Here is a 25476-nt window from a genome sequence, read left to right as displayed (position 1 = left end):
TTCCTCGTCTCCAATTGGGGTTGCACTTGCCGCCCATCATACCTATCACTCAAGAAGCCGGGCATGCGCGGCGCGGCTGCGAGCCCGCGCCTTGCACCGGCCGTACACACCGACACACGTCGACATCCCAGGGAGCGCATCATGAGCGACCACGTCTACAAGCTGATCGAACTGACCGGCTCGTCGCGGCAATCGTGCGACGACGCCATCCGCAACGCGATCTCGAAAGCAGGCAAGACGCTGCACAACCTGCACTGGTTCCAGGTGACCGAAACGCGCGGCCACATCGAAGGCGATCAGGTGATCCACTGGCAAGTGACGCTGAAAGTCGGCCTGCGCATCGACGACTGACGCGCCGCACATCACGCGCAGCGCCCCGACCTGCCGGATGCGTGCAACGCGCATCCGCGCAGCGCCGCGCACGCCTGCATTCCGCCCCGTTCGGCCCTGTTGGCGAGGCCCGGCCGGCGGGCGCCTGCGGGTATCCATCTCTTGACGCTGGTTTTCGTTCATATTAAAAACCATATACCCACCTCCCTCCTCGATCAGCCCAGACATATAAACCGGAGAAATCATGAGTCAGCAACGCGAGGCGATCGACACGTACCTCTTGCGCGTCTTGCACACCTTGTTGATGGAGCGCAGCGTCACGCGCGCGGCCGTCAAACTGAACCAGTCGCAACCGGCGATCAGCGCCGCGCTGCGGCGCCTGCGCGACATCACCGGCGACCCGCTGCTCGTGCGCGGCAAGTCCGGCATGGTCCCGACCGAATATGGGCTGCGCCTGCTCGAGCCGGTGCAGAACGCGCTGCGCGAAATCGAGCGCATCAAGTTCCAGCAGCACAATTTCGATCCGGCGACGTCGATCCGCTGCTACCGGATCGGCTGCCCGGACTATCTGAACGTACTGTTCGTGCCGACGGTCGTCGAACGCTTCCGCCAGGCCGCGCCGAATGCGACGCTCGAATTCCACTCGCTCGGCCCCGCGTTCGACTACGAGCTCGCGCTGGAAGACGGCAAGCTCGACATCGTCGTCGGCAACTGGCCCGAGCCGCCCGAGCAGCTGCACCTGTCGAACCTGTTCGTCGACGAAATCGTCTGCCTGATGAGCAACACGCACCCGTTCGCGAAGCGCGGCGGGCTCACGCTCGACCAGTACCTGAACGCGCCGCATCTCGCGCCGACGCCGTACTCGGTCGGCCAGCGCGGCGCGATCGACGTGCACCTCGCGCGCGAGCGGCTCAAGCGCCACGTCGTCGTCACGCTGCCGTACTTCAACCTCGCACCGTACGTGCTGGTGAAGTCCGACCTGATCTTCACGACGACACGCCTGTTCGCCGATCATTACGCGAAGTTCCTGCCGCTTTCGGTCGTGCCGGCGCCGCTCGACTTCCCGCCGATGCAGTACTACCAGCTGTGGCACGAACGCTGCCATTACTCCGACGAAGTGCGCTGGCTGCGCGGCCTCGTCGCGGAAGCGACCCGCACGCTGATCGAAGCGTAATCGCAGTCGGCGCGCACCATGCGCGCATCACGCGCGCCGGTCGTGCCGATCGCGTCATTGTGCGATGACCTGCCGCATCACGCAGCGGGTGACGGCCGCGACCCGCGCGCGCGATGCGCATCTGCCGCCACGGCGTGCGGCGCGAGCGCCGCGCCGACGCGTCAGCGCGACGCTTCCGCCAGCGCCCGCGCGAGCGCGTTGTGGCGCTCGATGACCGGCGGCAGATCGAGCGTCGCGAGCCGCCCTTCCCGTACCACCACCTTCCCGTTCACCACCGTGTACGCCGTCTGCGACGGCGCGCAGAACACGAGCGCCGCCACCGGATCGTGCAGCGCGCCCGCGAACAGCGGCTGGCGCAGGTCGAACGCGGCGAAGTCCGCGGCCATGCCGGGCTTCAGCGCGCCGATGTCGTCGCGGTTCAACACCTTCGCGCCGCCGAGCGTCGCGATCTCGAGCGCCTCGCGCGCGGTCATCGCATCGGGCCCGAAGCCGACCCGCTGCAGCAGCAGCGCCTGCCGCACTTCCGCGACCATCTGCGCGCCGTCGTTCGACGCCGAACCGTCGACGCCGAGGCCGACCGGCACGCCGGCCAGCCGCATCTTCTTCACCGGTGCGATGCCGGACGCGAGCCGCATGTTCGAGCACGGACAGTGCGCGACGCCGGTGCCGGTGCGCGCGAACAGGCCAATGCCCGCATCGTCGAGCTGCACGCAGTGCGCGTGCCACACGTCGTGGCCGACCCAGCCGAGATCCTCCGCGTATTCGGCGGGCGTCATCCCGAACTTCTCGCGGCTGTACGCGATGTCGTTGACGTTCTCGGCAAGGTGCGTGTGCAGCGACACGCCGTAGTCGCGCGCCAGCACGGCCGCGTCGCGCATCAGCCCGCGGCTCACCGAGAACGGCGAGCACGGCGCGACCACCACGCGCAGCATCGCGTAGCGGCCTTCGTCGTGATAGGTCTCGATCAGGCGCTGCGCGTCGCGCAGGATGTCGGGCTCGCGCTCGACGACGGAATCGGGCGGCAGCCCGCCGTCGCGCTGGCCGACGCTCATCGCGCCGCGGCTCGCGTGAAAGCGCATGCCGATCCGCTGCGCGGCGCCGATGCTGTCGTCGAGCCGGCTGCCGTTCGGATAGATGTACAGATGGTCGCTCGACGTCGTGCAGCCCGACTGCAACAGCTCGGCCATCGCGGTCAGCGTCGACACCTCGATCATCTCCGGCGTCAGGTGCGCCCAGATCCGATACAGGTTCGTGAGCCAGCCGAACAGCTCGGCGTTCTGCGCGGCCGGCACCGCGCGCGTAAGGCTCTGGTACATGTGGTGGTGCGTGTTCACGAGGCCCGGGATCACGAGGTGCCCGCGCAGGTCGAGCACTTCGTCCGCCGTCTCGGGCAGCTCGGCGCTCGGGCCGACCGCGACGACCCGGTTGCCTTCGATGTAGAGCCCGGCGTCGCGCAGCTCGCGGCGCGTGTCGTCCATGGTCACGAGCACGTCGGCGTGCTTGACCAGCAGAGTTTTCGGGCGGGATGAGGATGGGTGCGGCGCGCGTGCGCCGGCGTGCTGCTCGAGGTTCATGCGTTCTCCGCGTCGTTCTGCCGCCGGGAGCCGCTCCCGGAGGCCGTCACAAAGCCGTTCGAACGCTGATTCGCGGCACGCCCCGGTGCCTGCGTCCGTTCGAACGCGCTGGCCCGGTTACCCGGCGTGAATGCCGTCTTCGGGGTACGCGCGGGCTCCAGCCCGGCGCGCACGGCCGCAGCATCGCCCAAGCGCGCGCCGCGCACAATGCGCAATCCGGAATACCGTACTTCACGGATTCGACATGTTGCGCCGCACGGGGGCCGCGGGCCGCGGCCATTCGAGGCGATCCGGCGCGGCAAGCGGAAGCCGGCCGGCCGTCGACAGCCGCTCATGCGCGGCGCATTATCTTCGATATCGCGCCCGTATTTGCACGGGGAACCTTTTTACAATGCCTGCACGGCGCTCGCTTCAATCTCGCCGACGGGTATGTAGCCACGTGACGTGGAGCCTCGATCCGCCGCACAGTCAATGGATCGAGCTGCCGCCGAACCTCGCATTCACACAAGGACAACTGCGAATGGGAAAGCTCACTACCCACGTACTCGACACGGCACACGGTCGCCCCGGCGCTGCCATCAAAGTGGACCTCTACGCGCTCGACGGCGAATCGCGCCGCGCGATCAAGACCGTGCTGACCAATAGCGACGGCCGCTGCGACGAACCGCTGCTCGAAGGCGCGGCACTCGCCGCCGGCGAATACGAACTCGTGTTCCATGCCGGCGACTACTTCGCGTCGCTCGGCGTGAAGGTGCCGGAACCGCGCTTCGTCGACCGCGTCGTGCTGCGCTTCGGCATCGCCGACCCTGCATCGCACTACCACGTGCCGCTGCTCGTGTCGCCGTGGTCGTACAGCACCTATCGCGGCAGCTGACACACGCATCGGCAAACGCATCAAAGACAACGAATCGAGTCTGGAGGAGTTTCATGGAAGGCTTCATCACCGACTGGCTGAACCTCGCGCTGCGATGGCTGCACGTCATCGTCGCCATTGCGTGGATCGGCGAGTCCTTCTATTTCGTCGCACTGGACAACAGCCTGAAGCCGCCGGCCGACGCGAACCAGCGCAAGCGCGGCGTGTTCGGCGAACTGTGGCACGTCCACGGCGGCGGGTTCTACAACATGCAGAAGTACACGGTCGCCCCGCCGGAAATGCCTGACGACCTGCACTGGTCGAAGTGGCCGTCGTACACGACGTGGCTGTCAGGCTTCTCGCTGTTCTTCGTGCTGTACCTGCTCGCGCCGAACACGTATCTGATCGACAAGAGCGTGCTCGACATGGGTCCGGTCGTCGCGGTCGCGTCCGCACTCGGCTTCCTCGCAGCGGGCTGGATCGTCTACGACTCGCTGTGCCGCATCCTCGGCACCAACGATCGCGTGCTGGGCATCTGCGTCGGCGTCTACGTCGTGATCGCCGCGTACCTCGCGTGCCACATCTTCGCGGGGCGTGCGGCGTACCTGATCGTCGGCGCGATGCTCGCGACGATCATGTCGGCGAACGTGTTCTTCGTGATCATCCCCGGCCAGCGCAAGATGGTCGACAAGATGCTCAAGGGCGAAGAGCCGAACCCGATCTACGGCAAGCGCGGCAAGCAACGTTCGGTGCACAACACGTATTTCACGCTGCCGGTGGTGTTCGCGATGCTGTCGAACCACTATGCGATGACGTACACGAACAAGTTCAACTGGGTCGTGCTCGTGCTGATCATGCTGGCCGGCGCGCTGATCCGCCAGTTCTTCGTGATGCGTCACCGCGGCAAGCAGCTGTGGTACCTGCCGATCGGCGGCGTCGCGTTGTTGTCGGGCGCGCTCGTGTGGACGATGCCCAAGCCGGTCGCACCGGAAGCGCAGGCCGCGAACGCCCCGAAGATCGCGATCCGCGACATCATGCCGATCCTGCAGCAGCGTTGCGTCGAGTGCCATTCGGCGAAGCCGACGCTGATGGGCAGCGCGCCCGCGGGCGTGATGTTCGACACGCCGGACGAAGTGTCGAAGAACGCGCAGCGGATCTACGAACAGGCCGTGCGCCTGAAGGCGATGCCGATCGGCAACGTCACGCACATGACCGACGACGAGCGCGTGAAGCTCGCCGCATGGTTCGAGGGTGGCGCGGCAAAGTAAGCCATCGTGCGCCGGCCGTCAGGTATCGGCTGCCGGCGCAATACGCTCCGTTCACGGGCCCGGGTCAAACCGGGCCCGTTTTTCTTTGCATGCGCGCGGCGATTGCGGATCGCCTTCCTGAGGTGGTCGTGATACGCGGCGGCCATCACGCCACGACCGTCATGCCCTCCGCTTCACGAAACGTCGCGATCGTTTCGGATACGGATATATCTGCATCGTCCGCCAGCGCGACGAACGCGAAGACGCCACGATGCAGTTCGGGCCGCATCGTGCGCAGCAGCGCCGTGACGTCGCTCTCAGGTTGGCTCATCGGGAAGCACGCGTCCGGGACCGGACGTCGAGCGGTGGCGAGGCGGGCACGATGGCACGCGGCCGGCGCCACGGTTCGCCCACGGAACTGGGCGCGCGCCGGCGCAACGGGCGGGCGCGCGATAGCCGCCCTGCTCGCTGGCGTGACGACGTGACAGCGCATCGCGCACCGACTCGGCCCGGCGCTGCTGCCCGATGCGCCGCCGTTCGTTCCCGGCTGCTTCGCCGGCTTCGCGCGGATGAACGGGAACCGCTCGCCGCGCCGTGATCCGCAAGCGGCAAACACAAAAAAGCCCGCGCAAATCGCGCGGGCTTCTTCGACGTAGCGGAACGACTGAAATCCGGCTCAAGCCGTCACTGCATCGAGCGCGTCCTCGGTGAGCCACAGCGATTCCGGCAGATCCTGCTCGTTCAGGTTCAGGCCATCACCGCCGCGATCGACGACGATGAAGTCGCTGACGCCGCCCAGCGCGATCAGCGGGTGATGCCACACGCCTTTCGCGTAGTTGACGCCTTGCCACCCGCTCGTCACGAACGCGCGGATCTTCGACGGATCGAGATCGCCGGCCGGCGCGACAACGACGAGATACGGCTGCTCGTTCAGCGGCACGAACGCCTGGCTGCCGAGCGGATGGCGCTCGAGCATCTTCACCTCGAACGGCAGCGTGCGCGGCTGGCCGCGGAACAGGTTGATCAGCGCGCGGCCGTTTTCATCCGTCACGTCGACCTTCGCGAGATCGTGAAAGCGGATCGTCGTGCCGAGATTGATCGGAATCTGCTTCGCGCCTTCGGTCTCGATCACGTCGCCGAACGGTGCGAACGCTGCCTTCGTCAGCGGTTCGATTGCAAGCGTCTTCATTTGTCGAGCGTCCCCCACAGACGCAAGCGCGACACGCCGCCGTCCGGAAGGATGTTCAGACGCACGTGCGTCACCGGGCCCAGCGATGCGATGTCCTGTTCGAAGACATGCTGCTTGTCCATCTGCAGCTTCTGTTCGCCGAGCAGCACCGGCCAGAACATCGATTGCGTGATCAGCGAGCTGTCGGTGCCGCCGGACACGTACGCGGCCTGGATCGAGCAGCGGTCCGGATAGTTGCCCTTGAAGAACGCGGTGTCGACTTCGATCTTGCGGATCACGCCCGGTTGCGCGAGCGCGATGATCGCCCAGTCGTTGCCCGGTTCGCGGCGGCGGCGCGTTTCCCAGCCGTCGCCCATGTTCACGCCGCGGCCCGGCAGCAGCAGGTTCGACGCGACGCCGAAGTGCTGATTGTTCGCGGCAACCACGTAGCCGCCGTTTTCCATCGCCGCAAGGTCGAACAGTTCGGTCGCGCTCGCGCCGGCCCAGTCGAGCTGCGGCTGGCCGTACACGCGCAGGCGCGCGATGCCGCCGTCCGGGTAGATGTTCACGCGCAGATGCGTGAACGCACGCGCGTCGCTCGCTGCGACGTAGTGATGGCTGTTGCCCTGCAGCGTCGTCGACGGCACGATCTCGACCCATTCGGTCGCATGCGTCGGCGCGCCGTCGGCCACGAACGCGGCCTCGATCGACGCGGCCGGCGGGAAATTGCCGGTGAAGTGGCTCGTGTCGATGTCGAAGCCCTTGATCACCCCCGGCCGCCCGAGCTTGACGATGCACCAGTCGTAGCCGGTCGTGCGCTTGCGGCGCGTCTCCCAGCCGTCCATCCACTTGCCGTGGTCGTCGTACTTGCCGGGGATGAACACCGCCGGCTCCGGGTTCAGCATCCGTTCCTTCGGCGCGAAGAAGTCGTCGCTGGCCTCGAGCGCCTGCGCGCCGAGACGCGGGTCGGCAAGGTTCACGTAGCGCCGCGTGAAATCGGGCGCGTCGGGATCGAGAAGCGGAACAGCCATGATGTTTCCTTGTTTCAGTGAGGCAATCGGGCCGCCGCGACGCAGCAGGCCAGTCGCGGTGTCACGCGTCGATCAGGTCGTCGAGGCGAAAGCGTGCGATCCGGTAGATCTGGTCGAGGCTCGCGCGCAGTTCCTCGTCGCGCGAATGATTCACGCGCGACTCGAAGTTCGCGATGATGCCGTGCCGGTCGTAGCCGCGCACCGCGAGAATGAACGGGAAGCCGAACTTCTCGCGATACGTGCGGTTCAGCGTCAGCAGCTTGTCGAACTCTTCCTGCGTGCACTGGTCGAGGCCCGCACCGCTCTGCTCGCGCGTCGACTCGGCCGTCAGCTCGCCGCGCACCGCGGCCTTGCCGGCCAGTTCCGGGTGAGCGTTGATCAGCGCGAGCTGGCGCGCGTCGCCGGCCGTTTCCACTGCAGCCGACATCGTCTCGTGCAGCGCGTCGATGCTCGCGAACGGCCGCTTGCCCGCGGCGGCCTCAGCCACCCACGGCGAATGTTCGAAGATTCCCGACAGCGCCGCGACGAATGCGCTCGGCGCCATCGTGTTCAGTTGCTCCAACGTGTAACGCATCGCCTTCATGCTTTCCCTTCGTTTCGATGATTGGGCTGATACGGATGATGTTCGCGCCAGTGGCGCGCGATATCGACACGGCGCGTCACCCAAACGCGATCGTGCTGCTCGATGTGATCGAGGAACCGCTGCAGCCCGCGGAACCGCCCCGGCCGCCCCAGCAACCGGCAGTGCATGCCGATCGACAGCATCTTCGGTGCTTCGTCGCCTTCCGCGTACAGCACGTCGAACGCATCGCGCAGGTACTGGAAGAAGTGATCGCCGGTGTTGAAGCCCTGCGGCGTCGCGAAGCGCATGTCGTTCGTATCGAGCGTGTACGGCACGATCAGCTGCGGCGTCGTGCCGCCGCCCGACACCTGCACGTCCATCCAGAACGGCAGGTCGTCGCCGTAGTTGTCGGAGTCGTACAGGAACCCGCCGTATTCGGCGACGAGGCGATGCGTGTTCGGGCTGTCGCGGCCGGTGTACCAGCCGAGCGGACGCTCGCCCGTCACGCGCTCGATCGCTTCCATCCCCAGGCGCATGTGTTCGGCTTCGAGCTCGGGCGTCATGCTCTGGTAGTGAATCCAGCGCCAGCCGTGGCACGCGATCTCGTGGCCGAGTTCGACGAACGCACGCGCGAGCTCCGGGTGACGCTCGATCGCCATGCCGACGCCGAACACCGTCAGCGGCAGCCCGCGCTTCTCGAATTCACGCAGGATGCGCCACACGCCGGCACGCGACCCGTATTCGTAGATCGATTCCATGCTCATGTGGCGGTCCGGATACGATGCCGCGCCGACGATTTCGGACAGGAACTGCTCGGAACCGGGATCGCCGTGCAGCACGCAGTTCTCGCCGCCCTCCTCGTAATTCAGCACGAATTGCACGGCGACGCGGGCACGCCCGGGCCAGTTCGCCTGCACGGGATGGCGGCCGTAGCCGATCAGGTCGCGAGGATAGTTCGGATCGAGTGACATGGGTTCGAAGTACGCGGAAGCTCGCTGAAATAATGGGTTCGCATCGACCCGCGCAGGCGCCGGAGGCCGGCCGCACGGGCCGATGCGATGACGGCCCAGTGTAGCGAAAAGGTTCATACGCGCCCATACAGCGGCGCAGATAGTGCGTGTCAGACGGAGTGTATGTGCGGTTGCGGCAAAGTCGGGGCCGGTTCCGGTGCGGGGTTCCCGTCGCGCGCGGCGTCGCCGGCCGGCGCGGTTGCCGGCGCGTCGCCCGGCGGGCTGAAGCGCGCGAATTCGCCGTCATAGCGCTTCGGCAGCGGCCGCGCATAATCGCCGCGCTTGGCGGTCGCGAGGCGCAGCGACACGAGCGCCTCGGCCCACTTCACGGCAGCCGTGACGCCCTCGACCACCGGCGCGCCGATCTGCTGCTCGATCTCGTGCGCGAATTCGGCCATCCCCGCGCAGCCGAGCACGATCGCGTCGGCGCCGTCCTCGTCCAGCGCACGCCGGCATTCGTCGACGATGATCCGCCGCGCGGCCGAACCGGGCCGGTCGAGCTCGAGCACCGCGACGTCGGTCGCGCGCACGTTGCGGCAGAACCGCTTCATCCCGTAGCGCTCGGCGAGATGCCACGCCATCCCGCACGTGCGCGCGAGCGTCGTGACGACCGAGAAGCCCGGCGCGAGCACGCTCGCCGCGTGCATCGCCGCTTCGGCGATCCCGATCACCGGCCCGCGCGCGACCTCGCGCGCCGCGTACAGGCCCGGATCGCCGAAGCATGCGATCACGTACGCGTCGAAACCGTCGCGCTCGCCCTGCGCGACCTCGGCGAGCAGGCCGGGCGTCGCGAGCGCCTCGTCGTAATAGCCCTCGATCGACGGCGGCCCCATCGGCGGGCTCACCGCGACGATCGCGGTGCCCGCGGCCGCGACTTCACGCGCGCAGCGGCCCATCGCGTCGGTCATCCGCTGCGTCGTATTCGGATTGATCAGCTTGATCTTCATCGCCCACTCCTCACGCGTTCGCGCTCGCAAGCAGCCGGTAAAACACGAAACCGAGCCCTGCGCCGATGAACCACGAGAAATTCGCGGCGGCCTGCCAGCCCGGCACCATCACGCAGAGCACGGCGATCACCGCGGCCGGCAGCAGCGCGGCGAGCGCGCGGCGGTTCACGCCGCCCGTGTACCAGTAGCTGCCGCGCTCCGACATCGTGTACAGGTCGTCGCGCACGAGCCGGCCGCGCTTCACGAGATAGAAATCGGCGATCAGCACGCCGTACAGCGGACCGATGAACGCGCCGAGCACGTCGAGCGTGTAGTGGATCACGGCCGGATTGTTGAACAGGTTCCACGGCGTGATGAAGATCGATGCGACGGCCGCGAGCATCCCGCCCGCGCGCCAGCTGATCAGCCGCGGCGCGACGTTCGAGAAATCGAACGCGGGCGACACGAAGTTCGCGACGATGTTGATGCCGATCGTCGCGATCGTGAAGGTCAGCGCGCCGAGGATCACCGCGGTCGGATGGTCGATGCGCCCGACCGTCTCGACCGGATCGGTGATCAGTTCGCCGAACACCGGCAGCGTCGCGGCGGTGGTGATCACCGTGACGAGCGAGAACGCGAGGAAGTTGACCGGCAGCCCCCAGAAATTGCCGCGCTTCACGTCGCCGAACGAACGGCAGTAGCGCGAGAAGTCGCCGAAATTCAGCATCGGCCCGGAGAAGTACGATACGACGAGCGACACGGCCGTGATCATCACCGGAAGCACTTCCGCGCCGTGATACTTGACGCCGCCGAGGTTGAGGCCGATGTTGCGCCAGCCCGCGCGCCACACCATGTAGCCGGCCAGGATGAACATCACGACGTAGACGGCCGGACCCGCGAAGTCGATGAACTTCTTGATCGTCTCCATCCCGTTCCAGAACACGAACGCCTGCAGCACCCACAGCAGCATGAAGCCGGCCCAGCCGACCGCCGACAGCCCGAGGAAACCGTAGCGATGGACGTCCGCATACGGCATCCACTGCGGAAAGAACTTCAGCACGACGATCACGAGCGCGCTGGATGCGAGATAGGTCTGGATGCCGTACCACGCGATCGCGATCAGCCCGCGAATCACGGCTGGCACGTTCGCGCCGAGCACGCCGAACGTCGCGCGGCACGCGACCGGATAGGGCACGCCGATCTGCTGACTGGGCCGCGCGATCAGGTTGCACAGCCGGTTCACGATCGTGATGCCGACGATCAGCGCGATCAGCACCTGCCAACTCGTCAGCCCGAGCGCGAACAGGCTGCCGGCGAACACGTAGCCGCCGACGCTGTGCACGTCCGACATCCAGAACGCGAAGATGTTGTACGAGCCCCACGTCTGATTCTTGAGGGGTGCCAAATCTTCGTTGTACAGACGTTGGCTGTAACCGTCCGGCATCGGGGATCCGCCGCCCTCGCCGCCTTCTTCCGCCGGGTACGCGCTGTCGTGCGCCACACTGAACTGAGCCATGACTTCTCCTTGATGCGGCCAGGCGGCCGCTCCACCGTCATCGATATCGCTCCGGATCGTCGTCCGGAGTCGGACTGGCGGCCGGCGGCGCAAACCGCCGGCCTGCATTGCTCTCGTCGTGTGGCGCGCGGCCGGGTTCGCGTCGCCGCTCAGGCGCCGCCGAACACTTCGCGCAAATCGACCTGCCCTTGCGCGGGCCGGTCCAGCATCTTCAGTTCGACATGCTGCAGGTGATGCGCCATCAGCGCCGCCGCCCGCTTTGCGTCGCCCGCTTCCAGCGCGGCCAGGATCTCGCCGTGATCGTCGAACGAGCACGGGCTGCGGCCGTGCGATTCGTACAGCGCCGACATCAGCGTCGAGCGTGCGACGAGCCCGTCGAGGCACTCGCAGAGCGTCGCATTGCCCACCAGCGCGGCGAGCGCCGTATGGAACTCGCCCGACAGGCGGATCCACGCCGCGAAGTCGTGCCGCTCGAACGCGCGGCGTTCCTTGTCGATCAGTGCGGCGACGCCCTTCAGCCGCTTCGCGCCCGGCCCGGTCGCGAGCCGCTCGACGACGGCCAACTCGATGATCCGGCGCATCTCGAACACCTCGTGCACGTCCTGCAGCGTCGGGCTCGCGACGAACGCGCCGCGGTTCGGCTCGAGATCGACCAGCTTGTCGGTCGCGAGCTGCGCGAGCGCCTGCCGGATCGTCCCGCGCTTCACGCCGAATACGTCGCAGAGCTGCGCCTCCGTCAGCTTCGCGCCGGGCGCGAGCCGATGCTCGAGGATCGCGGTACGGATCCGCTCCGCGATCGCTTCGGGGCCGGCCGCGCCGGACGGACTGGAATCGGGCTCGTTCATGTTGCGCATCGTGTAATGGTCCTCATCCTAGGACGGACATAAAGATTGTCAACAATTCTTTTCGCGATGCGCGCACAATCGCCGTGCATCGTGTCGTGCCAGATCGGTGCGCGATGCGCGAAATCCAGGCACGGCGGGCATCCCGAGCTTGTCCGCAGCGGCTCGCGGTGTATACCCGACCCGTCATTTTGTTGACAAAAATGGTGCACGCCGTGCGTTCGGTCCGGTCTGCAGCGACGAAAATTTCCGACCGTTAGTTGCGCACATAGTTAAAGAAAAAGGCGGAAAACCTCCGCCTTTCGATGGTATCCGCCCGCCTGGCTCAACCGAGATGCGGATAATCCGACAGCGTGAGCCGGAAACCGTGCGCGTTCGCGACGAGTTGCGCGTGCGCGCCGAACGGCAGGGTCAGCAGATCGGGCACGTGACCGAACTGCAGCCCCGTGATGACCGGGATCCCGACCACCGAGCGCACGTGGTCGATCATCGCCTGCATGTCGTAGCCGTTGTCGTATTCGAACGGCCGCGCGCCCGTGAACTGACCGAGCACGAGCGCCTGCTGGCGCGCGAGCAGCCCGGACAGATGCAGCTGATAAATCATCCGTTCGATCCGGAACGGCTGCTCGTTCACGTCCTCGATGAACAGGATGCCGCCGTCGATGTCCGGCATGTACGGCGTACCGACGAGCGACGTGAGGATCGCGAGATTGCCGCCCCACAGCGTGCCCGTCACGTTCGCGCTCTGCACCTGCGGCGCTTCGGCAACGATCGTCGTGGTCGGCTGCGTCAGCGTCTGCCAGAAATGCTGCATCGTGAAGTCGCTCGGCGTTTCCGCGCCGAAGTCGGCCGACAGCATCGGCCCGCCGAACGTCTTGATCCGTGCCTTCGCGTACAGCGCGAGCTGGATCGCGGTGAAGTCGCTGTGCCCGACCAGCGCGATCGGCTGGTCGCGCAGCCGGCGCTCGAGCCCACGATAGTCGAGGCCGTGCAGGATGCGCGCGGCGCCGTAGCCGCCGCGCACCGCGAGCGCGATGTCCGGCAGCCGGCGCTCCGGGTCTGCCAGACGGTTCAGGTCGCCGGCGCGTTCACCGTCGGTGCCGCCGAAACGCTGAAAGCGCCGCTGCGTCGCCTCGAGGTTCTCGACGCGATGCTGCGCGCCGCTCAGGCGCTCGAGCGCGCGATTGATCGCATCGGGATCGTGCGGATAACCGGACGGCGCGAGCAGGCGGATGGTGTAGGACGCTGCGGGCTGGAAGGACATGGCGAAAGGTATCGGGTTCGTCAAACCTGCTTAGAGGGCCTGAACCGTGTCGGGTTCATCGAAGCGCACGGCCCCGCCGCGCTCGGGGCAACGGCCGCGGCCGAGACGATTATGCCGGGCCGGATTCTGCGTCGCGGGCGAGCCGTGCTTCCCGCAGCGCGCGGCGGCGCTCCGCGAAGAACGACTTCAGCGCTGCGCCGCATTCGTCGGCGAGCACGCCGCCGGCCACTTCGGTATGGTGATTGAGCTGCGGATTCGCGAACGCGTCGATCACGCTGCCGCATGCGCCGGTCTTCGGATCGGCGGCGCCGTAGACGACGCGCGCGATCCGTGCGTGCATGATCGCGCCCGCGCACATCAGGCAAGGCTCGAGCGTCACGTACAGCTCGCACCCGGGCATCCGGTAGTTCTGCAGATGCTGCGCGGCCATCCGGAGCGCGGCCATCTCCGCGTGCGCCGACGGATCGTGGCCGCCGATCGGATGGTTGAAGCCGCGCGCGATCACTTCGTCGCCGCGCACGAGCACCGCGCCGACCGGCACTTCGCCGGCCGCCCGCGCCTCTTCCGCGGCCGCCTGCGCGAGCCGCATGAAATGCACGTCGCGCGCCGACACCGGCGCGGCTTCGCGAACGGGAGAATCGGAAGGGACTGCGCAGGCAGATGCAGCGGCCGCGTCGTGCTGCGCGTCGGCGCTCACATCGGCCCCGCTTCGGCGGGTGCGTCGTCGAGCCCGCGCTCGCACAGACGTTCCGCGATGCGCCGGCAATAGTCGCGCGGCATCACCATCGGGCCGCCGCGCAGCGATTCGAGCGCCATGTCGAGCGCGAGGATCTTCGCCTGCAGCCGACAGCGCGCGGCGCGGTCGCTGACTGCCTGCAATTCATCCTGCAGGTTGCGCAGCGCGCGCAGTTGTTCGACGGCCGGCGGCACGAATCCCGCATTTTTCAGGATACGGTTGGCCACGCGTACCTCCTCGGGTACGAGCAGGTCGTCATCCAGCGCCTGCGGCGCGCCGGTACCCGGCAAATCGTCGAACTCGCCCCGCGCGGCGGCGGCGGCGATACGTTGTTCGACCAGTGCGTCAAGCAATCTCATCAGTCAATCGGAACAAATGCGGCAGGCGAATTCTAGCAGGGTGACGTGCGTATGACAGGCCCTTCGAACGGATGCTCGACATTGCGCTTTTAGGGCACGAATCGCCGCGCATGCGCGCCGATCGCCGCGACTTGCCGCTGTGCTGCGCCGCAGCAGGCTCCGCGCGGATTCGGCGCCGTTCGGGCGCGCGATATCCGGCGCCGTTCTTTATTTTCGCCGGGACGAACCGGTGCTCGCCACCCCGCCGAAAGCGCCGTTTCGCGACTGGCCGGTCATGCGGCGACCGGTTCCGAGCGCTCGCGCGGGAACGGCCTGAACATCATCGCGACGACGAACGCGCCGATGCCGATCGCGAACGATCCGACGTACAGCCAGCCGTAGCTGCCGAGCGCATCGACGATCAAGCCGCCCGCAACCGGCCCTGCCGCCATCCCGAGGCTGCCGGCCATCGCGCAACCGCCGATCACGGTGCCCATCATCCGCAGCGGGAAATTTTCGCGTGCGAGCACCGCGTAGAGCGGCATCACGCCCGCATAGATGAAGCCGAACAGCACCGCGACCGCATAGAAGCCGTCGAGCGTTCGCACGAAGTAGTACCCGAGCGCGCCGAGCGCCTGCGCGAGCAGCCCGGCGACCAGCATGCGCTTCGCGCCGAGACGGTCGCCCAGCAGCCCGAACGCGACTCGCCCGCCCATGCCGGCGAGCCCCTCGACGCTGTAGATCGACACCGCAGCGATCAACGGAATCCCGCAAGTCACCGCGTAGCTGACCGTATGAAAAATCGGGCCGGAGTGCGTCGCGCAGCAGAAGAAGTTGGTGAGCAGCAGCACGACGAACTGCGGCGAGCGCAGCGCGGCGCGGACCGACAGCGGCGCAACGTGCGGCCCGCCTGCATTCGCTGGTTCGGTGCGCGCGCTGTCCAGCGCAGGCGCGCGCCGCACGAGCAGCGATGCCGGGATCATCACGGCGGCGGCCAACATGGCGATCAGCAGCATCGACGTGCGCCAGCCGTAGGCCGACACGAGCCACGCGGCGAGCGGCGACATCGTCATCGGCGCCATTCCCATGCCGGCCGACACCAGCGACACCGCGAGGCTGCGATGCGTGTCGAACCAGCCGGTCACGCACGCCATCATCGGCGCGAATATCGCGGCCGTCGCGCCGCCGACGGCCAGCCCGAACATCAGCTGGAACGCGAGCAGCGACGGTGCGCGGCTCGCGGCCGCGACGCTCGCCGACAGCAGCACGGCACCGGTCACGACCACCGCGCGCGTGCCGATCCGGTCCGACAGGCTGCCCCAGCCGATGCTCGCGAACGCCATCGCGATGAAGCCGAGCGTCATCGCGGCGGAGATGCCGGTCATCGACCACCCGGTGTCGTGAGCGATGGCCCGCAGGAACACGGGCAGCGAAAACATCGCGCCGATCGCGACACAGCCCATCACGCCGCCCGCGGCGACGATCACCCAGCGGTAGCGGGAATTACGCATCTGGCATCTCCTTTCTGTTGGTCGGACACGGATCGATCACGCAATAACGAACAGCGCTACGTTCGCACACCGCCATCGATACCGATACGACGCCCGACACGCCGGAAAATCGACACGCTCGCGTGCACCAGCGCAAAAAAATCCGCGTGTGCGCCAATCCGGGCGGCGGACGACCGGCCAATCGGCGCCCGCCCCGCCTTTCCCGGAATCGGAAAGTCGAAAGCAGAAATAGTTGGTTCGGGTGCACGAACAGGCTCACTACACTCGGGTCATCTTGTCATAACAAGTCGACCGATGACCCCATCCAACGTCGTGCCGCTGTCGGCGGCACCGCTCTACGTGCAGATCAAGGACACGCTGCGCGCGCGCATTCTCGACGGCACCTATGCGCCGCACAGCCGAATGCCGTCCGAGCACGCGCTCTGCGCAATGTTCGACGTGAGCCGCATCACGGTGCGCCAGGCGCTCGGCGACCTGCAGAAGGAAGGCCTGCTGTTCAAGCTGCACGGCAAGGGCACGTTCGTATCGAAGCCGAAGGCGTTCCAGAACGTGACGTCGCTGCAAGGCTTCGCCGAGGCGATGTCGTCGATGGGTTACGAAATCGTGAACCAGCTGCGCACGTTCCGGACCGTGAAGGCCGACCGCCATCTCGCGACGAAGCTGCACGTGCCGGAAGGCGCGCCGCTCGTCGAGATCCATCGCGTGCGGCTGCTGAACCGCGAGCCCGTGTCGCTCGAACAGACGTGGGTGCCCGAAGCGCTCGGCAAGCGGCTCGCGGGCGCCGACCTCGCGACCCGCGACATCTTCCTGATCCTCGAGAACGACTGCGGCGTGCCGCTCGGCCACGCCGACGTGTCGATCGACGCGATCCTCGCCGACGATGAAATCGTCGATGCGCTGCGTGTCGAGGAAAGCAGCCCCGTGCTGCGGATCGAGCGGCTCACCCACGACGCATCGGGTGCGCCGATCGACTACGAACACCTGTACTTTCGCGGCGACGCCTTCCAGTACCGGCTGCGCATCGATCGGCAGAAGGCGCCCCAACCTGCAAGGAACCCGCAATGAATACCCACGTACTCGAATACGACATCGTCGTGGTCGGCGGCGGCACGGCCGGCCCGATGGCGGCGATCAAGGCAAAGGAGCGCGACCCGTCGCTGCGCGTGCTGCTGCTCGAGAAGGCGCACGTGAAGCGCAGCGGCGCGATCTCGATGGGGATGGACGGCCTGAACAACGCGGTGATCCCCGGCCATGCGACGCCCGAGCAGTACACGCGCGAGATCACGATCGCGAACGACGGGATCGTCGATCAGGAAGCCGTGTACGCGTACGCGACGCACAGCTTCGCGACGATCGAGCAGCTCGACCGCTGGGGCGTGAAGTTCGAGAAGGACGGCACTGGCGACTACGCGGTGAAGAAGGTCCACCACATGGGCTCGTACGTGCTGCCGATGCCGGAAGGCCACGACATCAAGAAGGTGCTGTACCGCCAGCTGAAGCGCGCGCGCATCGCGATCACGAACCGGATCGTCGCGACGCGCGTGCTGACCGATACGCACGGCCGCGCGAGCGGCGTGCTCGGTTTCGACTGCCGCACGGCCGACTTTCACGTGATCCGCGCGAAGGCCGTGATCCTGTGCTGCGGCGCGGCCGGCCGCCTCGGGCTGCCGGCGTCCGGCTACCTGATGGGCACGTACGAAAACCCGACGAATGCCGGCGACGGCTACGCGATGGCGTATCACGCGGGCGCCGCGCTCGCGAACCTCGAGTGCTTCCAGATCAATCCGCTGATCAAGGACTACAACGGTCCGGCGTGCGCGTACGTGACCGGGCCGCTCGGCGGTTTCACCGCGAACGGCAAGGGCGAGCGCTTCATCGAGTGCGATTACTGGAGCGGCCAGATGATGTGGGAGTTCTACCAGGAACTGCAAAGCGGCAACGGCCCGGTGTTCCTGAAGCTCGATCATCTCGCGGAAGAAACGATCCAGACCATCGAGCAGATCCTGCACACGAACGAGCGGCCGAGCCGCGGCCGCTTCCACGCAGGCCGCGGCACCGACTACCGGCGCCAGATGGTCGAGATGCACATCTCCGAGATCGGCTTGTGCAGCGGCCACAGTGCGTCGGGCGTGTACGTGAACGCGCGTGCGGAGACGACCGTGCCCGGACTCTATGCGGCCGGCGACATGGCGGCCGTCCCGCACAACTACATGCTCGGCGCGTTCACGTACGGCTGGTTCGCCGGGCAGAACGCGGCCGACTACGTGGCCGGCCGCGAGCACGCGCCGGTGGACGACGAGCAGGTCGCGGCCGAACGCGCGCGCGTGCTCGCGCCGCTCGCGCGCGAGCACGGCCTCGCGCCTGCGCAGGTCGAATACAAGCTGCGGCGCATGGTGAACGACTATCTGCAACCGCCGAAGGTGACGCGCAAGATGGAAATCGGTCTGCAACGCTTTGACGCCATCAATGAGGATATCGAAGAGATCAAGGCCAGCCACCCACATGAGCTGATGCGTGCGGCCGAGGTGCGTGCGATCCGGGACTGCGCCGAAATGGCCGCGCGCGCGTCGCTGTTCCGCACCGAGAGCCGCTGGGGGTTGTATCACCACCGCGTCGACTATCCGCAGCGCAACGACGCCGACTGGTTCTGCCACACCTGGCTGCGCAAGGGCGCCGACGGCGCGATGCGCAGCGAGAAGCGGCCGGTCGAACCGTACGTCGTGCCGCTCGCCGACGATGAACGCAGCGCGTACGCGCATTTGCGTATCCGCGAACCGGCCGCACTCGCGGCTGCACTCTGACTTCAAGGAGCCCTACCGTGCCCCATACCCCGCACGACATCTTCCTGCGCAGCAGCGCGCCCGTGACGATCGACGAATCGCTGTGCATCGCCGACAAGGGCTGCACCGTCTGTGTCGACGTGTGCCCGCTCGATCTGCTCGCGATCGACGTGACCAAGGGCAAGGCGTACATGCAGTTCGACGAATGCTGGTACTGCATGCCGTGCGAACGCGATTGCCCGACCGGCGCGGTCAAGGTCGACATCCCGTACCTGCTGCGCTGACCGGGTGAGCCCCCTTTACTGCCCCGACTTTTCGCCCATGACCACCTCTTCCCCCGTCTTTCCGCTGCCCGGCGCGCACGATCCCGGCCTCGCCGCGCTCGTCGCGCGCGTTGCCGCGCCCGACGCGTCCGTGCGGCGTATCGCGCTGCTGGAACTCGCCGATCTCGAGGATCCCGACCTCGTGCCGATTTTCGTAGCCGCACTGCGCGACGATGCGTGCGCCGACGTGCGCGGCGAAGCCGCGCGTGTGCTGGCTGCGTGGGAACAGCCCGACGTCGTCGACGCGCTGTGCTGCGCACTGCTCGATTCCGACGATGACGTGCGCGCGGCCGCCGCGCAAAGCCTGTCCGAACTGAAGGATGTCGCGTCCGGCGAGGTGCTGTGCCGCTGGGCCGAGCGCGCCGAGCCGTTCGTGCTCGGCGCCGTGCTGCGCGGCTTGCGCGAACTGCGCGACCCGAACGCGTTCGAACCGGCGCTGCGCGCGCTCGATGCGCCGTCGCCCGCCGTGCGCGCCGAGGCCGTCGCCGTCCTCGGCTGGCTCAAGGACGATCGCGCGCTGGCGCCGCTCGCTCGCGCCGCCACGGCCGATGCGCATGCGGACGTGCGGCGCATCGCGGTCGGTGCAGTCGGGTTTGCAACACCGAGCGAGCCGGCCGTCGTGACCGCTTTGCTTGCGGCGCTGCGCGACACCGAATGGCAAGTCCGCGAAGAAGCGGCCGCGACGCTCGGCAAGCTGCGCGTCGCGATCGCGCGCGAGCCGCTCGTCGCCGCGCTCGGCGACGACTACTGGCAGGTGCGCTTGCGCGCGGTGCGCGCACTCGGCCAGCTGCGCGATGCCGCAGCGGCACCGGTGATCGTCCCGCTGCTCGCGCATACGATCAGCAATCTGCGCAAGGAGGCCGCGCTTTCGCTCGGCGAACTGCGCGATCCTGCGACGCTCGCCGCGCTGCATGACGCGCTGGACGATCGCGATCCCGAGGTGCGCAAGGCCGTGCGGATCGCGATCGCGCAGATCGAGGGCGACGCGCGATGATCGCGCCGACCGAGATCCTGCTCGATCATGCGGCGCGTGCGTTGACGCTGCGCTGGCCGGACGGCGGCATGCAACGCATCGGCTATGCGCGATTGCGCAGCGATTGCCCGTGCGCGGCGTGCCGGAAAATCCGGCTCGACGGCGGGCGGGTCGATGCGCAGGCGGACTTGATGCTGGACGGCGTCGAAGCCGCCGGGTACGGCATCCGTTTGCTGTTCGGCGATGGGCATGCGCGCGGGATTTATCCGTGGGCGTATCTGGCGAGACTCGGCGAGCGCGACACGCATGCGGGCGTCAGCCAGCGCGATCCGCTTGCCTCGTTCCATTGCGCGAGCTGAAGCTGACCGCCGGCAATTCGATCCAGATGGCGCGCCCCCTTTCGGCGTGGCGCCGAGCAGCGACGCGCACCACACCGCCCGCGTCGCAGCGATCTCCGCAACGGGGACGGAAGCGAGATATCAGCCCGAGGATCGGCGCGAGAAATCCGCAATCGGCAGCGGCCAGCGTCCGATGATGTCGTAGTGTGTCCTGCCGAGCCAGCTGTGGATCAGCCGGAATTCGGACACGGTCCAGGAAATCGGCTCGATCCGGTACTGACCGAGCCGTCGTTCGCCGTACAGCAACGTCACATGGGGCGTGAAACGCGCGGCCGACACGCGCAGCCCCGCTTCGCCGAGCGCACCGCGAAGCCGTTGCCGAAACGCCATCAACGCTTCGAGCCCCGCGCCGCCCGTCAGCACCAGCGGGCAATGGCCGGGCCGTCCGTTGAAACTGACGATCTGGTCGAAGGTGACGCGAAACGATCGCACGTCGATGCGGCGCGCCGCGGCGCACGCGCGAGCGAGCGTGGCGCCCGGCACGCAAGCAAAATCGCCGAGCGGATACAGCGTCACGTGCAGCCGATCGGCGTGCAGCGGCCTGCTCATACACGGATTCCCGCCGTGCAGCCGCCGCGCGATGCCGGCAAGGTGCGCGGCCGTGTCCGCGTCCGGCATCACCGCGAAGAAAAAGCGATGCTCGGCCACCGGGGGACGCACATCGAATCCGGGAAGAGTCAGCTGGATCACGGCAGCATGGTCGATACGCCGATGAACGAGCGTCCATTATGATTAATCCGACGAATCCGCGCACGGCGCAAAAAAACGCCCGGCAGGTTTCCCTGCCGGGCGTTTCATCGTTCGATGCCGAGGCCGGCTACCGGCCCGCGGCTCGGTGACGGATCACTCCCACTCGATCGTCGCCGGCGGCTTGCCCGAGATGTCGTACACGACCCGGTTGATCCCGCGCACTTCGTTGATGATCCGGTTCGACGCGCGGCCGAGCAGCGCGTACGGCAGGTGCGCCCAGTGCGCGGTCATGAAGTCGGTCGTCTGCACCGCGCGCAGCGACGTCACGTAGTCGTACGTACGGCCATCGCCCATCACGCCGACCGACTTCACCGGCAGGAACACCGCGAACGCCTGGCTCGTCAGGTCGTACCACGTCTTGCCGACGTCGGCCTCGCCGCACAGGCCCGCAGCCGCATCCTGCGCGGTCGCGACCGTACCGCGCAGTTCCTCGATGAAGATCGCGTCCGCGCGACGCAGCAGGTCCGCGTATTCGCGCTTCACTTCGCCGAGGATCCGCACGCCGAGGCCCGGGCCCGGGAACGGGTGGCGGTACACCATCTCCGGCGGCAGGCCGAGCGCGACGCCGAGTTCGCGCACTTCGTCCTTGAACAGGTCGCGCAGCGGCTCGAGCAGCTTCAGGCCGAGCGTTTCCGGCAGGCCGCCGACGTTGTGATGGCTCTTGATCGTCGTCGCCTTCTTCGTCTTCGTGCCGCCCGACTCGACCACGTCCGGATAGATCGTGCCCTGCGCGAGCCACTTCGCCTTCGACAGCTTCTTCGCCTCGGCCTGGAACACCTCGACGAACTCGCGGCCGATGATCTTGCGCTTCTGCTCCGGATCGGTCACGCCGGCCAGGTGGCCGAGGAACTGGTCGGACGCATCGACGTGCACGACCTTCGCATGCAGACGGCCCTCGAACATGTCGAGCACCATCTTGCCTTCGTTCAGGCGCAGCAGGCCATGGTCGACGAACACGCAGGTCAGCTGGTCGCCGATCGCGCGATGGATCAGCGCGGCCGCGACGCTCGAATCGACGCCGCCCGACAGGCCGAGAATCACTTCCTCGTCACCGACCTGCTCGCGGATCTTCGCGACGGCTTCCTCGATGTGGTTCTTCATGATCCAGTCGGGCTTCGCGCCGGCGATCTGCAGCACGAAGCGCTCGATGATCTGACGGCCCTTCACCGTGTGCGTGACTTCCGGGTGGAACTGCACCGCGTAGTAGCCGCGCGCTTCGTCGGCCATGCCGGCGATCGGGCAGCTCGGCGTCGACGCCATCAGCGCGAAGCCCGGCGGCAGCTCGGCAACCTTGTCGCCGTGGCTCATCCACACCTTCAGCATTCCGTGGCCTTCGGCGGTCTTGAAATCCTCGATGCCGTCCAGCAGGCGCGTATGGCCGTGCGCACGCATTTCCGCGTAGCCGAATTCGCGATGATCGCTCCACTCGACCTTGCCGCCGAGTTGCACGGCCATCGTCTGCATGCCGTAGCAGATACCGAGCACCGGCACGCCGAGTTCCCACACGGCCTGCGGCGCGCGCAGCTGGTGGTCTTCGTACGTGCTCGCGTGGCTGCCCGACAGGATCACCGCCTTCGGCGCGAACTCGCGGACGAAGTCGTCGGACACGTCGTTCGGGTGGATTTCGCAGTAGACGTGCGCTTCGCGCACGCGGCGCGCGATCAGTTGGGTGACTTGCGAACCGAAGTCGAGAATCAGGATTTTGTCGTGCATGGCTGCGGACGGGATGAAGATGATAAGAAAAGCAGCGCACGAGGCGCTGCGTCAAAAGCATGGGCGGCGACGTCGGGCGGCAGGCAGCTCGCGCGACGCACGCCGGTCAATCCTGCGACGGCGGGCGCGCGTCGAACGCGACGCTGCCTGACGCGCGATCGGATGCGGCCGACGGAGCTGCCGCCGCCGGCGCCGCCGGCACCGGACGGCTCACCACCGGCTCGACCCGCTGCGGCTGCGCAGCGGCCGGCGCCGGCTCGGCCGGACGCTTCGCGTCCCGGACCTCGAGCGCCTGCGTGCGTTCCGCCCGTTCGCGCCGCCGCACGGCCGATGCGAGCCGCACGCCGCCGAGACCGAGCACGATCAGCACGATGCCGGCCATCGCCGACAGCACGCGGCCGGCGGCCGCGAGCGCGGGCCCGTTGCCGGTGCCGAGCGACCATACGACCGTCAGCACGCCGATCAGCCAGTTCACGTGGCCGACCGCACGCGCGACGGGCGCCGTGAGGTCGCCGTTGACCGCCGCATGGAACGCGAGCCATGCGAGCCCGAGCAGCGCGATGCCGAACGCCTGGCCGAGCATCGCCGGCTGGACGTTCGCGAGCCGCAGCGCGTCGAACAGCGCCTGCCAGGGCGTCAGCACGAACAGCACGCCGAACGCCAGCAGCAGCACGGCATCGACGATCAGCACGGCGCGCAGCAGCGGTTTCATCGGCGATCAGTCCACGTGGTAGTTCGGCGCTTCCTTCGTGATCTGCACGTCGTGCACGTGCGACTCGCGCATGCCCGCTGCGGTGATCTGGACGAATTCGGCCTTCTCGTGCAGCTCGTCGATCGTGCGGCAGCCGCAGTAGCCCATGCTCGCGCGCACGCCGCCGACCAGCTGGAACAGGATCGCGTTGACCGAGCCCTTGTACGCGACGCGGCCTTCGATGCCTTCCGGCACGAGCTTGTCGATGTTCGCCGAGTTGTCCTGGAAGTAGCGGTCCGCCGCGCCGTCCTTCATCGCGCCGACCGAGCCCATGCCGCGATACGACTTGTACTGGCGGCCCTGGTACAGGAACACGTCGCCCGGCGCCTCTTCGGTGCCCGCGAACATGCTGCCCATCATCACGGCGTTCGCGCCGGCCGCGAGGGCCTTCGACACGTCGCCCGAGAAGCGCACGCCGCCGTCGGCGATGCACGGCACGCCGGTGCCCTTCAGCGCTTCCGCGACGTTCGCGATCGCGCTGATCTGCGGCACGCCGACGCCCGCGACGATTCGCGTCGTGCAGATCGAGCCCGGGCCGATGCCGACCTTGACCGCGTCCGCGCCGTATTCGACGAGCGCCTTCGCGGCGGCAGCCGTCGCGATGTTGCCGCCGATCACCTCGACGTGCGGGAAATTCTGCTTGACCCAGCGCACGCGCTCGAGCACGCCCTTGCTGTGGCCGTGCGCGGTATCGACGACGATCACGTCGACGCCGGCCTGCACCAGCAGCTCGACGCGCTCTTCGTTGTCCGGACCGACGCCGACCGCCGCGCCTGCGCGCAGCTTGCCGTGTTCGTCCTTGCACGCATCCGGGTGTTCGGTCTGCTTCGTGATGTCCTTGACGGTCATCAGCCCGCGCAGTTCGAACGCGTCGTTGACGACCAGCACGCGCTCGAGGCGGTGGCTGTGCATCAGCGCCTTCGCTTCGGCGAGCGGCGTGCCTTCCTTGACCGTGACGAGACGCTCGCGCGGCGTCATGATCGACTTGACCGGTTCATCGAGGCGCGTTTCGAAGCGCAGGTCGCGGTTCGTGACGATGCCGACGAGCTGCGGGCCTTCGACGACCGGGAAACCCGAGATGCCATGCTGACGCGACAGCGCGATCACGTCGCGCACCTTCATCTGCGGCGGGACGGTGATCGGGTCGCGAACGACACCCGATTCGAAACGCTTGACCTTCGCGACCTCGCGGGCCTGCTCGGCCGGCGTGAGGTTCTTGTGGACGATGCCCACACCACCCTGCTGCGCCATCGCGATCGCGAGGCGACCTTCGGTGACCGTGTCCATCGCGGCGGACACGAGCGGCATGTTCAGGGAGATGTTGCGGGTCAGCTTGGTTTTCAGGCTGGTGTCGCGCGGGAGAACGTCGGAGAAGGCGGGAACGAGGAGCACGTCATCGAAAGTGAGTGCTTTTTGGATCAGACGCATGGCAAATCCTATGGGCGCAAAAGCGAATTATACGCGAAGCGCTGCGAATTTTCACAACACGAACAACGGGTTAGCCGTTTCCACGCGTCGAGGGGCCGAATCGTTCGGATCGCCGTTCGGTTCGTTTTCGATCGTTTTTCGTTTCACCCCGCGATCGGCCCATTCGCGCAACCGGGCGGAATCGGCCGGGATCGCGGCCCGCGCACGTCGCCGCAGGGGACAACGCCGCACCGGGCCGCCCCCCGGCGCCGACGCGGCTCCGCACGCGCCGGTGGCCC

General features: G+C 67.4%; 27 protein-coding genes and 1 pseudogene. 10 read left to right on the top strand and 18 right to left on the bottom strand.

Annotated elements, in window-relative coordinates; genetic code table 11:
- The first annotated feature begins 141 nt into the window (after nucleotides 1–141).
- Nucleotides 142–351, top strand: coding sequence for a dodecin (locus BSE24067_RS13110; RefSeq protein WP_151064360.1), 210 nt, complete (start codon nucleotides 142–144; stop codon nucleotides 349–351).
- Nucleotides 352–574: 223 nt separating this feature from the next.
- The gene (locus BSE24067_RS13105; RefSeq protein ID WP_040144447.1) at nucleotides 575–1504 is read left to right on the top strand and encodes a LysR substrate-binding domain-containing protein; all 930 of its coding nucleotides are present in this window, start codon (nucleotides 575–577) and stop codon (nucleotides 1502–1504) included.
- A 161-nt stretch (nucleotides 1505–1665) separates the two neighbouring features.
- On the opposite strand, the gene BSE24067_RS13100 is transcribed toward BSE24067_RS13105, so the two are convergent.
- Nucleotides 1666–3078, bottom strand: coding sequence for an 8-oxoguanine deaminase (locus tag BSE24067_RS13100; protein ID WP_151064359.1), 1413 nt, complete (start codon nucleotides 3076–3078; stop codon nucleotides 1666–1668).
- A 520-nt stretch (nucleotides 3079–3598) separates the two neighbouring features.
- Here BSE24067_RS13100 and uraH point away from each other — a divergent pair.
- Together uraH and BSE24067_RS13090 are read left to right on the top strand one after the other, a co-directional pair.
- The gene (uraH, locus tag BSE24067_RS13095; protein ID WP_151064358.1) at nucleotides 3599–3952 is read left to right on the top strand and encodes a hydroxyisourate hydrolase; all 354 of its coding nucleotides are present in this window, start codon (nucleotides 3599–3601) and stop codon (nucleotides 3950–3952) included.
- Between the two features lie 53 nt (nucleotides 3953–4005).
- Nucleotides 4006–5199 carry a urate hydroxylase PuuD gene (locus BSE24067_RS13090; protein ID WP_151064357.1) on the top strand — a complete coding sequence of 398 codons (1194 nt, stop codon included), beginning with the start codon at nucleotides 4006–4008 and terminating at the stop codon, nucleotides 5197–5199.
- A 151-nt stretch (nucleotides 5200–5350) separates the two neighbouring features.
- On the opposite strand, the pseudogene BSE24067_RS13085 reads toward BSE24067_RS13090, so the two are convergent.
- The 12 genes and pseudogenes from BSE24067_RS13085 to BSE24067_RS13030 form a co-directional block, all read right to left on the bottom strand.
- A pseudogene (locus BSE24067_RS13085) lies at nucleotides 5351–5509 on the bottom strand (ACT domain-containing protein); the annotation flags it as partial.
- Nucleotides 5510–5854: 345 nt separating this feature from the next.
- Nucleotides 5855–6367: an ureidoglycolate lyase gene (locus tag BSE24067_RS13080; RefSeq protein ID WP_151064355.1), complete on the bottom strand. Its 513-nt coding sequence runs from the start codon at nucleotides 6365–6367 to the stop codon at nucleotides 5855–5857.
- Nucleotides 6364–7377 (bottom strand): allantoicase, encoded by a 1014-nt coding sequence (alc, locus tag BSE24067_RS13075; protein ID WP_151064354.1) that lies wholly within the window; start codon nucleotides 7375–7377, stop codon nucleotides 6364–6366. Before alc ends, BSE24067_RS13080 begins: the two co-directional genes overlap by 4 nt.
- A gap of 61 nt (nucleotides 7378–7438) precedes the next feature.
- Nucleotides 7439–7960 carry a 2-oxo-4-hydroxy-4-carboxy-5-ureidoimidazoline decarboxylase gene (gene uraD / locus BSE24067_RS13070; RefSeq protein ID WP_151064353.1) on the bottom strand — a complete coding sequence of 174 codons (522 nt, stop codon included), beginning with the start codon at nucleotides 7958–7960 and terminating at the stop codon, nucleotides 7439–7441.
- Nucleotides 7957–8910: an allantoinase PuuE gene (gene puuE / locus BSE24067_RS13065; protein ID WP_151064352.1), complete on the bottom strand. Its 954-nt coding sequence runs from the start codon at nucleotides 8908–8910 to the stop codon at nucleotides 7957–7959. Before puuE ends, uraD begins: the two co-directional genes overlap by 4 nt.
- A 149-nt stretch (nucleotides 8911–9059) precedes the next feature.
- Complete coding sequence (locus BSE24067_RS13060; protein WP_151064351.1) at nucleotides 9060–9896, bottom strand: aspartate/glutamate racemase family protein; 837 nt, start codon at nucleotides 9894–9896, stop codon at nucleotides 9060–9062.
- A gap of 10 nt (nucleotides 9897–9906) precedes the next feature.
- The gene (locus BSE24067_RS13055) at nucleotides 9907–11391 is read right to left on the bottom strand and encodes an NCS1 family nucleobase:cation symporter-1 (protein WP_151064350.1); all 1485 of its coding nucleotides are present in this window, start codon (nucleotides 11389–11391) and stop codon (nucleotides 9907–9909) included.
- 149 nt (nucleotides 11392–11540) lie between these two features.
- Complete coding sequence (locus BSE24067_RS13050; protein ID WP_151064349.1) at nucleotides 11541–12245, bottom strand: GntR family transcriptional regulator; 705 nt, start codon at nucleotides 12243–12245, stop codon at nucleotides 11541–11543.
- A 313-nt stretch (nucleotides 12246–12558) separates the two neighbouring features.
- Complete coding sequence (gene ldcA, locus BSE24067_RS13045) at nucleotides 12559–13497, bottom strand: muramoyltetrapeptide carboxypeptidase (protein ID WP_151064348.1); 939 nt, start codon at nucleotides 13495–13497, stop codon at nucleotides 12559–12561.
- Nucleotides 13498–13606: 109 nt separating this feature from the next.
- On the bottom strand, nucleotides 13607–14194 hold the full coding sequence (tadA, locus tag BSE24067_RS13040; RefSeq protein WP_151064347.1) for a tRNA adenosine(34) deaminase TadA: 588 nt from the start codon (nucleotides 14192–14194) through the stop codon (nucleotides 13607–13609).
- Nucleotides 14191–14592 carry a DnaJ family domain-containing protein gene (locus BSE24067_RS13035; RefSeq protein WP_044843744.1) on the bottom strand — a complete coding sequence of 134 codons (402 nt, stop codon included), beginning with the start codon at nucleotides 14590–14592 and terminating at the stop codon, nucleotides 14191–14193. Before BSE24067_RS13035 ends, tadA begins: the two co-directional genes overlap by 4 nt.
- A 272-nt stretch (nucleotides 14593–14864) precedes the next feature.
- The gene (locus BSE24067_RS13030) at nucleotides 14865–16082 is read right to left on the bottom strand and encodes an MFS transporter (RefSeq protein ID WP_151064346.1); all 1218 of its coding nucleotides are present in this window, start codon (nucleotides 16080–16082) and stop codon (nucleotides 14865–14867) included.
- A gap of 294 nt (nucleotides 16083–16376) precedes the next feature.
- On the opposite strand from BSE24067_RS13030, the gene BSE24067_RS13025 reads away from it, so the two are divergent.
- From BSE24067_RS13025 to BSE24067_RS13005, 5 genes are read left to right on the top strand one after another with little or no spacing between them, the layout of a single operon-like run.
- A complete protein-coding gene (locus tag BSE24067_RS13025; protein ID WP_151064345.1) occupies nucleotides 16377–17147 on the top strand; it encodes a GntR family transcriptional regulator in 771 nt (256 codons plus the stop codon).
- Nucleotides 17144–18883 (top strand): fumarate reductase/succinate dehydrogenase flavoprotein subunit, encoded by a 1740-nt coding sequence (locus BSE24067_RS13020; protein ID WP_151064344.1) that lies wholly within the window; start codon nucleotides 17144–17146, stop codon nucleotides 18881–18883. Before BSE24067_RS13025 ends, BSE24067_RS13020 begins: the two co-directional genes overlap by 4 nt.
- Before the next feature lie 17 nt (nucleotides 18884–18900).
- Nucleotides 18901–19146, top strand: coding sequence for a 4Fe-4S dicluster domain-containing protein (locus tag BSE24067_RS13015; protein ID WP_151064343.1), 246 nt, complete (start codon nucleotides 18901–18903; stop codon nucleotides 19144–19146).
- 37 nt (nucleotides 19147–19183) lie between these two features.
- Nucleotides 19184–20179: a HEAT repeat domain-containing protein gene (locus tag BSE24067_RS13010; RefSeq protein WP_151064342.1), complete on the top strand. Its 996-nt coding sequence runs from the start codon at nucleotides 19184–19186 to the stop codon at nucleotides 20177–20179.
- Complete coding sequence (locus tag BSE24067_RS13005; protein ID WP_151064341.1) at nucleotides 20176–20517, top strand: gamma-butyrobetaine hydroxylase-like domain-containing protein; 342 nt, start codon at nucleotides 20176–20178, stop codon at nucleotides 20515–20517. The genes BSE24067_RS13010 and BSE24067_RS13005 overlap by 4 nt, the downstream gene beginning before the upstream one ends.
- A 120-nt stretch (nucleotides 20518–20637) precedes the next feature.
- Here BSE24067_RS13005 and BSE24067_RS13000 read toward each other — a convergent pair whose 3' ends face one another.
- Nucleotides 20638–21174, bottom strand: coding sequence for a 2'-5' RNA ligase family protein (locus BSE24067_RS13000; protein ID WP_151064395.1), 537 nt, complete (start codon nucleotides 21172–21174; stop codon nucleotides 20638–20640).
- On the opposite strand from BSE24067_RS13000, the gene BSE24067_RS12995 reads away from it, so the two are divergent.
- Nucleotides 21121–21288, top strand: coding sequence for a hypothetical protein (locus BSE24067_RS12995; protein WP_170297452.1), 168 nt, complete (start codon nucleotides 21121–21123; stop codon nucleotides 21286–21288). The genes BSE24067_RS13000 and BSE24067_RS12995 overlap by 54 nt on opposite strands.
- A gap of 111 nt (nucleotides 21289–21399) precedes the next feature.
- Here BSE24067_RS12995 and guaA read toward each other — a convergent pair whose 3' ends face one another.
- The 4 genes from guaA to BSE24067_RS12975 form a co-directional block, all read right to left on the bottom strand.
- Complete coding sequence (gene guaA, locus BSE24067_RS12990) at nucleotides 21400–23019, bottom strand: glutamine-hydrolyzing GMP synthase (protein ID WP_151064340.1); 1620 nt, start codon at nucleotides 23017–23019, stop codon at nucleotides 21400–21402.
- 106 nt (nucleotides 23020–23125) lie between these two features.
- Nucleotides 23126–23731: a hypothetical protein gene (locus BSE24067_RS12985; protein WP_174904776.1), complete on the bottom strand. Its 606-nt coding sequence runs from the start codon at nucleotides 23729–23731 to the stop codon at nucleotides 23126–23128.
- Nucleotides 23732–23737: 6 nt separating this feature from the next.
- Nucleotides 23738–25198 (bottom strand): IMP dehydrogenase, encoded by a 1461-nt coding sequence (gene guaB, locus BSE24067_RS12980; protein ID WP_034207642.1) that lies wholly within the window; start codon nucleotides 25196–25198, stop codon nucleotides 23738–23740.
- Between the two features lie 51 nt (nucleotides 25199–25249).
- The coding region (locus BSE24067_RS12975) for a hypothetical protein (RefSeq protein WP_217460367.1) at nucleotides 25250–25476 on the bottom strand (227 nt) is incomplete at its 5' end.

The sequence above is a fragment of the Burkholderia latens genome, assembly GCF_902499045.1.
In the GTDB taxonomy this organism is placed as follows: domain Bacteria; phylum Pseudomonadota; class Gammaproteobacteria; order Burkholderiales; family Burkholderiaceae; genus Burkholderia; species Burkholderia latens.
The sequence above is the reverse complement of the archived record's forward strand: the minus strand, read 5'-3'. Positions and strand labels throughout refer to the sequence as shown.

Coding starts and splice junctions, on each gene's coding strand:
- uraH (WP_151064358.1), top strand. CDS start 3,599: ATGGGAAAGCTCACTACCCACGTACTCGACACGGCACACGGTCGCCCC.
- BSE24067_RS13035 (WP_044843744.1), bottom strand. CDS start 14,592: ATGAGATTGCTTGACGCACTGGTCGAACAACGTATCGCCGCCGCCGCC.
- BSE24067_RS13000 (WP_151064395.1), bottom strand. CDS start 21,174: ATGCCGGACGCGGACACGGCCGCGCACCTTGCCGGCATCGCGCGGCGG.
- BSE24067_RS13060 (WP_151064351.1), bottom strand. CDS start 9,896: ATGAAGATCAAGCTGATCAATCCGAATACGACGCAGCGGATGACCGAC.
- BSE24067_RS13110 (WP_151064360.1), top strand. CDS start 142: ATGAGCGACCACGTCTACAAGCTGATCGAACTGACCGGCTCGTCGCGG.
- alc (WP_151064354.1), bottom strand. CDS start 7,377: ATGGCTGTTCCGCTTCTCGATCCCGACGCGCCCGATTTCACGCGGCGC.
- BSE24067_RS13050 (WP_151064349.1), bottom strand. CDS start 12,245: ATGCGCAACATGAACGAGCCCGATTCCAGTCCGTCCGGCGCGGCCGGC.
- BSE24067_RS13080 (WP_151064355.1), bottom strand. CDS start 6,367: ATGAAGACGCTTGCAATCGAACCGCTGACGAAGGCAGCGTTCGCACCG.
- ldcA (WP_151064348.1), bottom strand. CDS start 13,497: ATGTCCTTCCAGCCCGCAGCGTCCTACACCATCCGCCTGCTCGCGCCG.
- BSE24067_RS12985 (WP_174904776.1), bottom strand. CDS start 23,731: ATGAAACCGCTGCTGCGCGCCGTGCTGATCGTCGATGCCGTGCTGCTG.
- BSE24067_RS13055 (WP_151064350.1), bottom strand. CDS start 11,391: ATGGCTCAGTTCAGTGTGGCGCACGACAGCGCGTACCCGGCGGAAGAA.
- puuE (WP_151064352.1), bottom strand. CDS start 8,910: ATGTCACTCGATCCGAACTATCCTCGCGACCTGATCGGCTACGGCCGC.
- BSE24067_RS13020 (WP_151064344.1), top strand. CDS start 17,144: ATGAATACCCACGTACTCGAATACGACATCGTCGTGGTCGGCGGCGGC.
- BSE24067_RS13010 (WP_151064342.1), top strand. CDS start 19,184: ATGACCACCTCTTCCCCCGTCTTTCCGCTGCCCGGCGCGCACGATCCC.
- BSE24067_RS13005 (WP_151064341.1), top strand. CDS start 20,176: ATGATCGCGCCGACCGAGATCCTGCTCGATCATGCGGCGCGTGCGTTG.
- BSE24067_RS13090 (WP_151064357.1), top strand. CDS start 4,006: ATGGAAGGCTTCATCACCGACTGGCTGAACCTCGCGCTGCGATGGCTG.
- BSE24067_RS13025 (WP_151064345.1), top strand. CDS start 16,377: ATGACCCCATCCAACGTCGTGCCGCTGTCGGCGGCACCGCTCTACGTG.
- guaB (WP_034207642.1), bottom strand. CDS start 25,198: ATGCGTCTGATCCAAAAAGCACTCACTTTCGATGACGTGCTCCTCGTT.
- uraD (WP_151064353.1), bottom strand. CDS start 7,960: ATGAAGGCGATGCGTTACACGTTGGAGCAACTGAACACGATGGCGCCG.
- guaA (WP_151064340.1), bottom strand. CDS start 23,019: ATGCACGACAAAATCCTGATTCTCGACTTCGGTTCGCAAGTCACCCAA.
- BSE24067_RS13100 (WP_151064359.1), bottom strand. CDS start 3,078: ATGAACCTCGAGCAGCACGCCGGCGCACGCGCGCCGCACCCATCCTCA.
- BSE24067_RS13105 (WP_040144447.1), top strand. CDS start 575: ATGAGTCAGCAACGCGAGGCGATCGACACGTACCTCTTGCGCGTCTTG.
- BSE24067_RS13030 (WP_151064346.1), bottom strand. CDS start 16,082: ATGCGTAATTCCCGCTACCGCTGGGTGATCGTCGCCGCGGGCGGCGTG.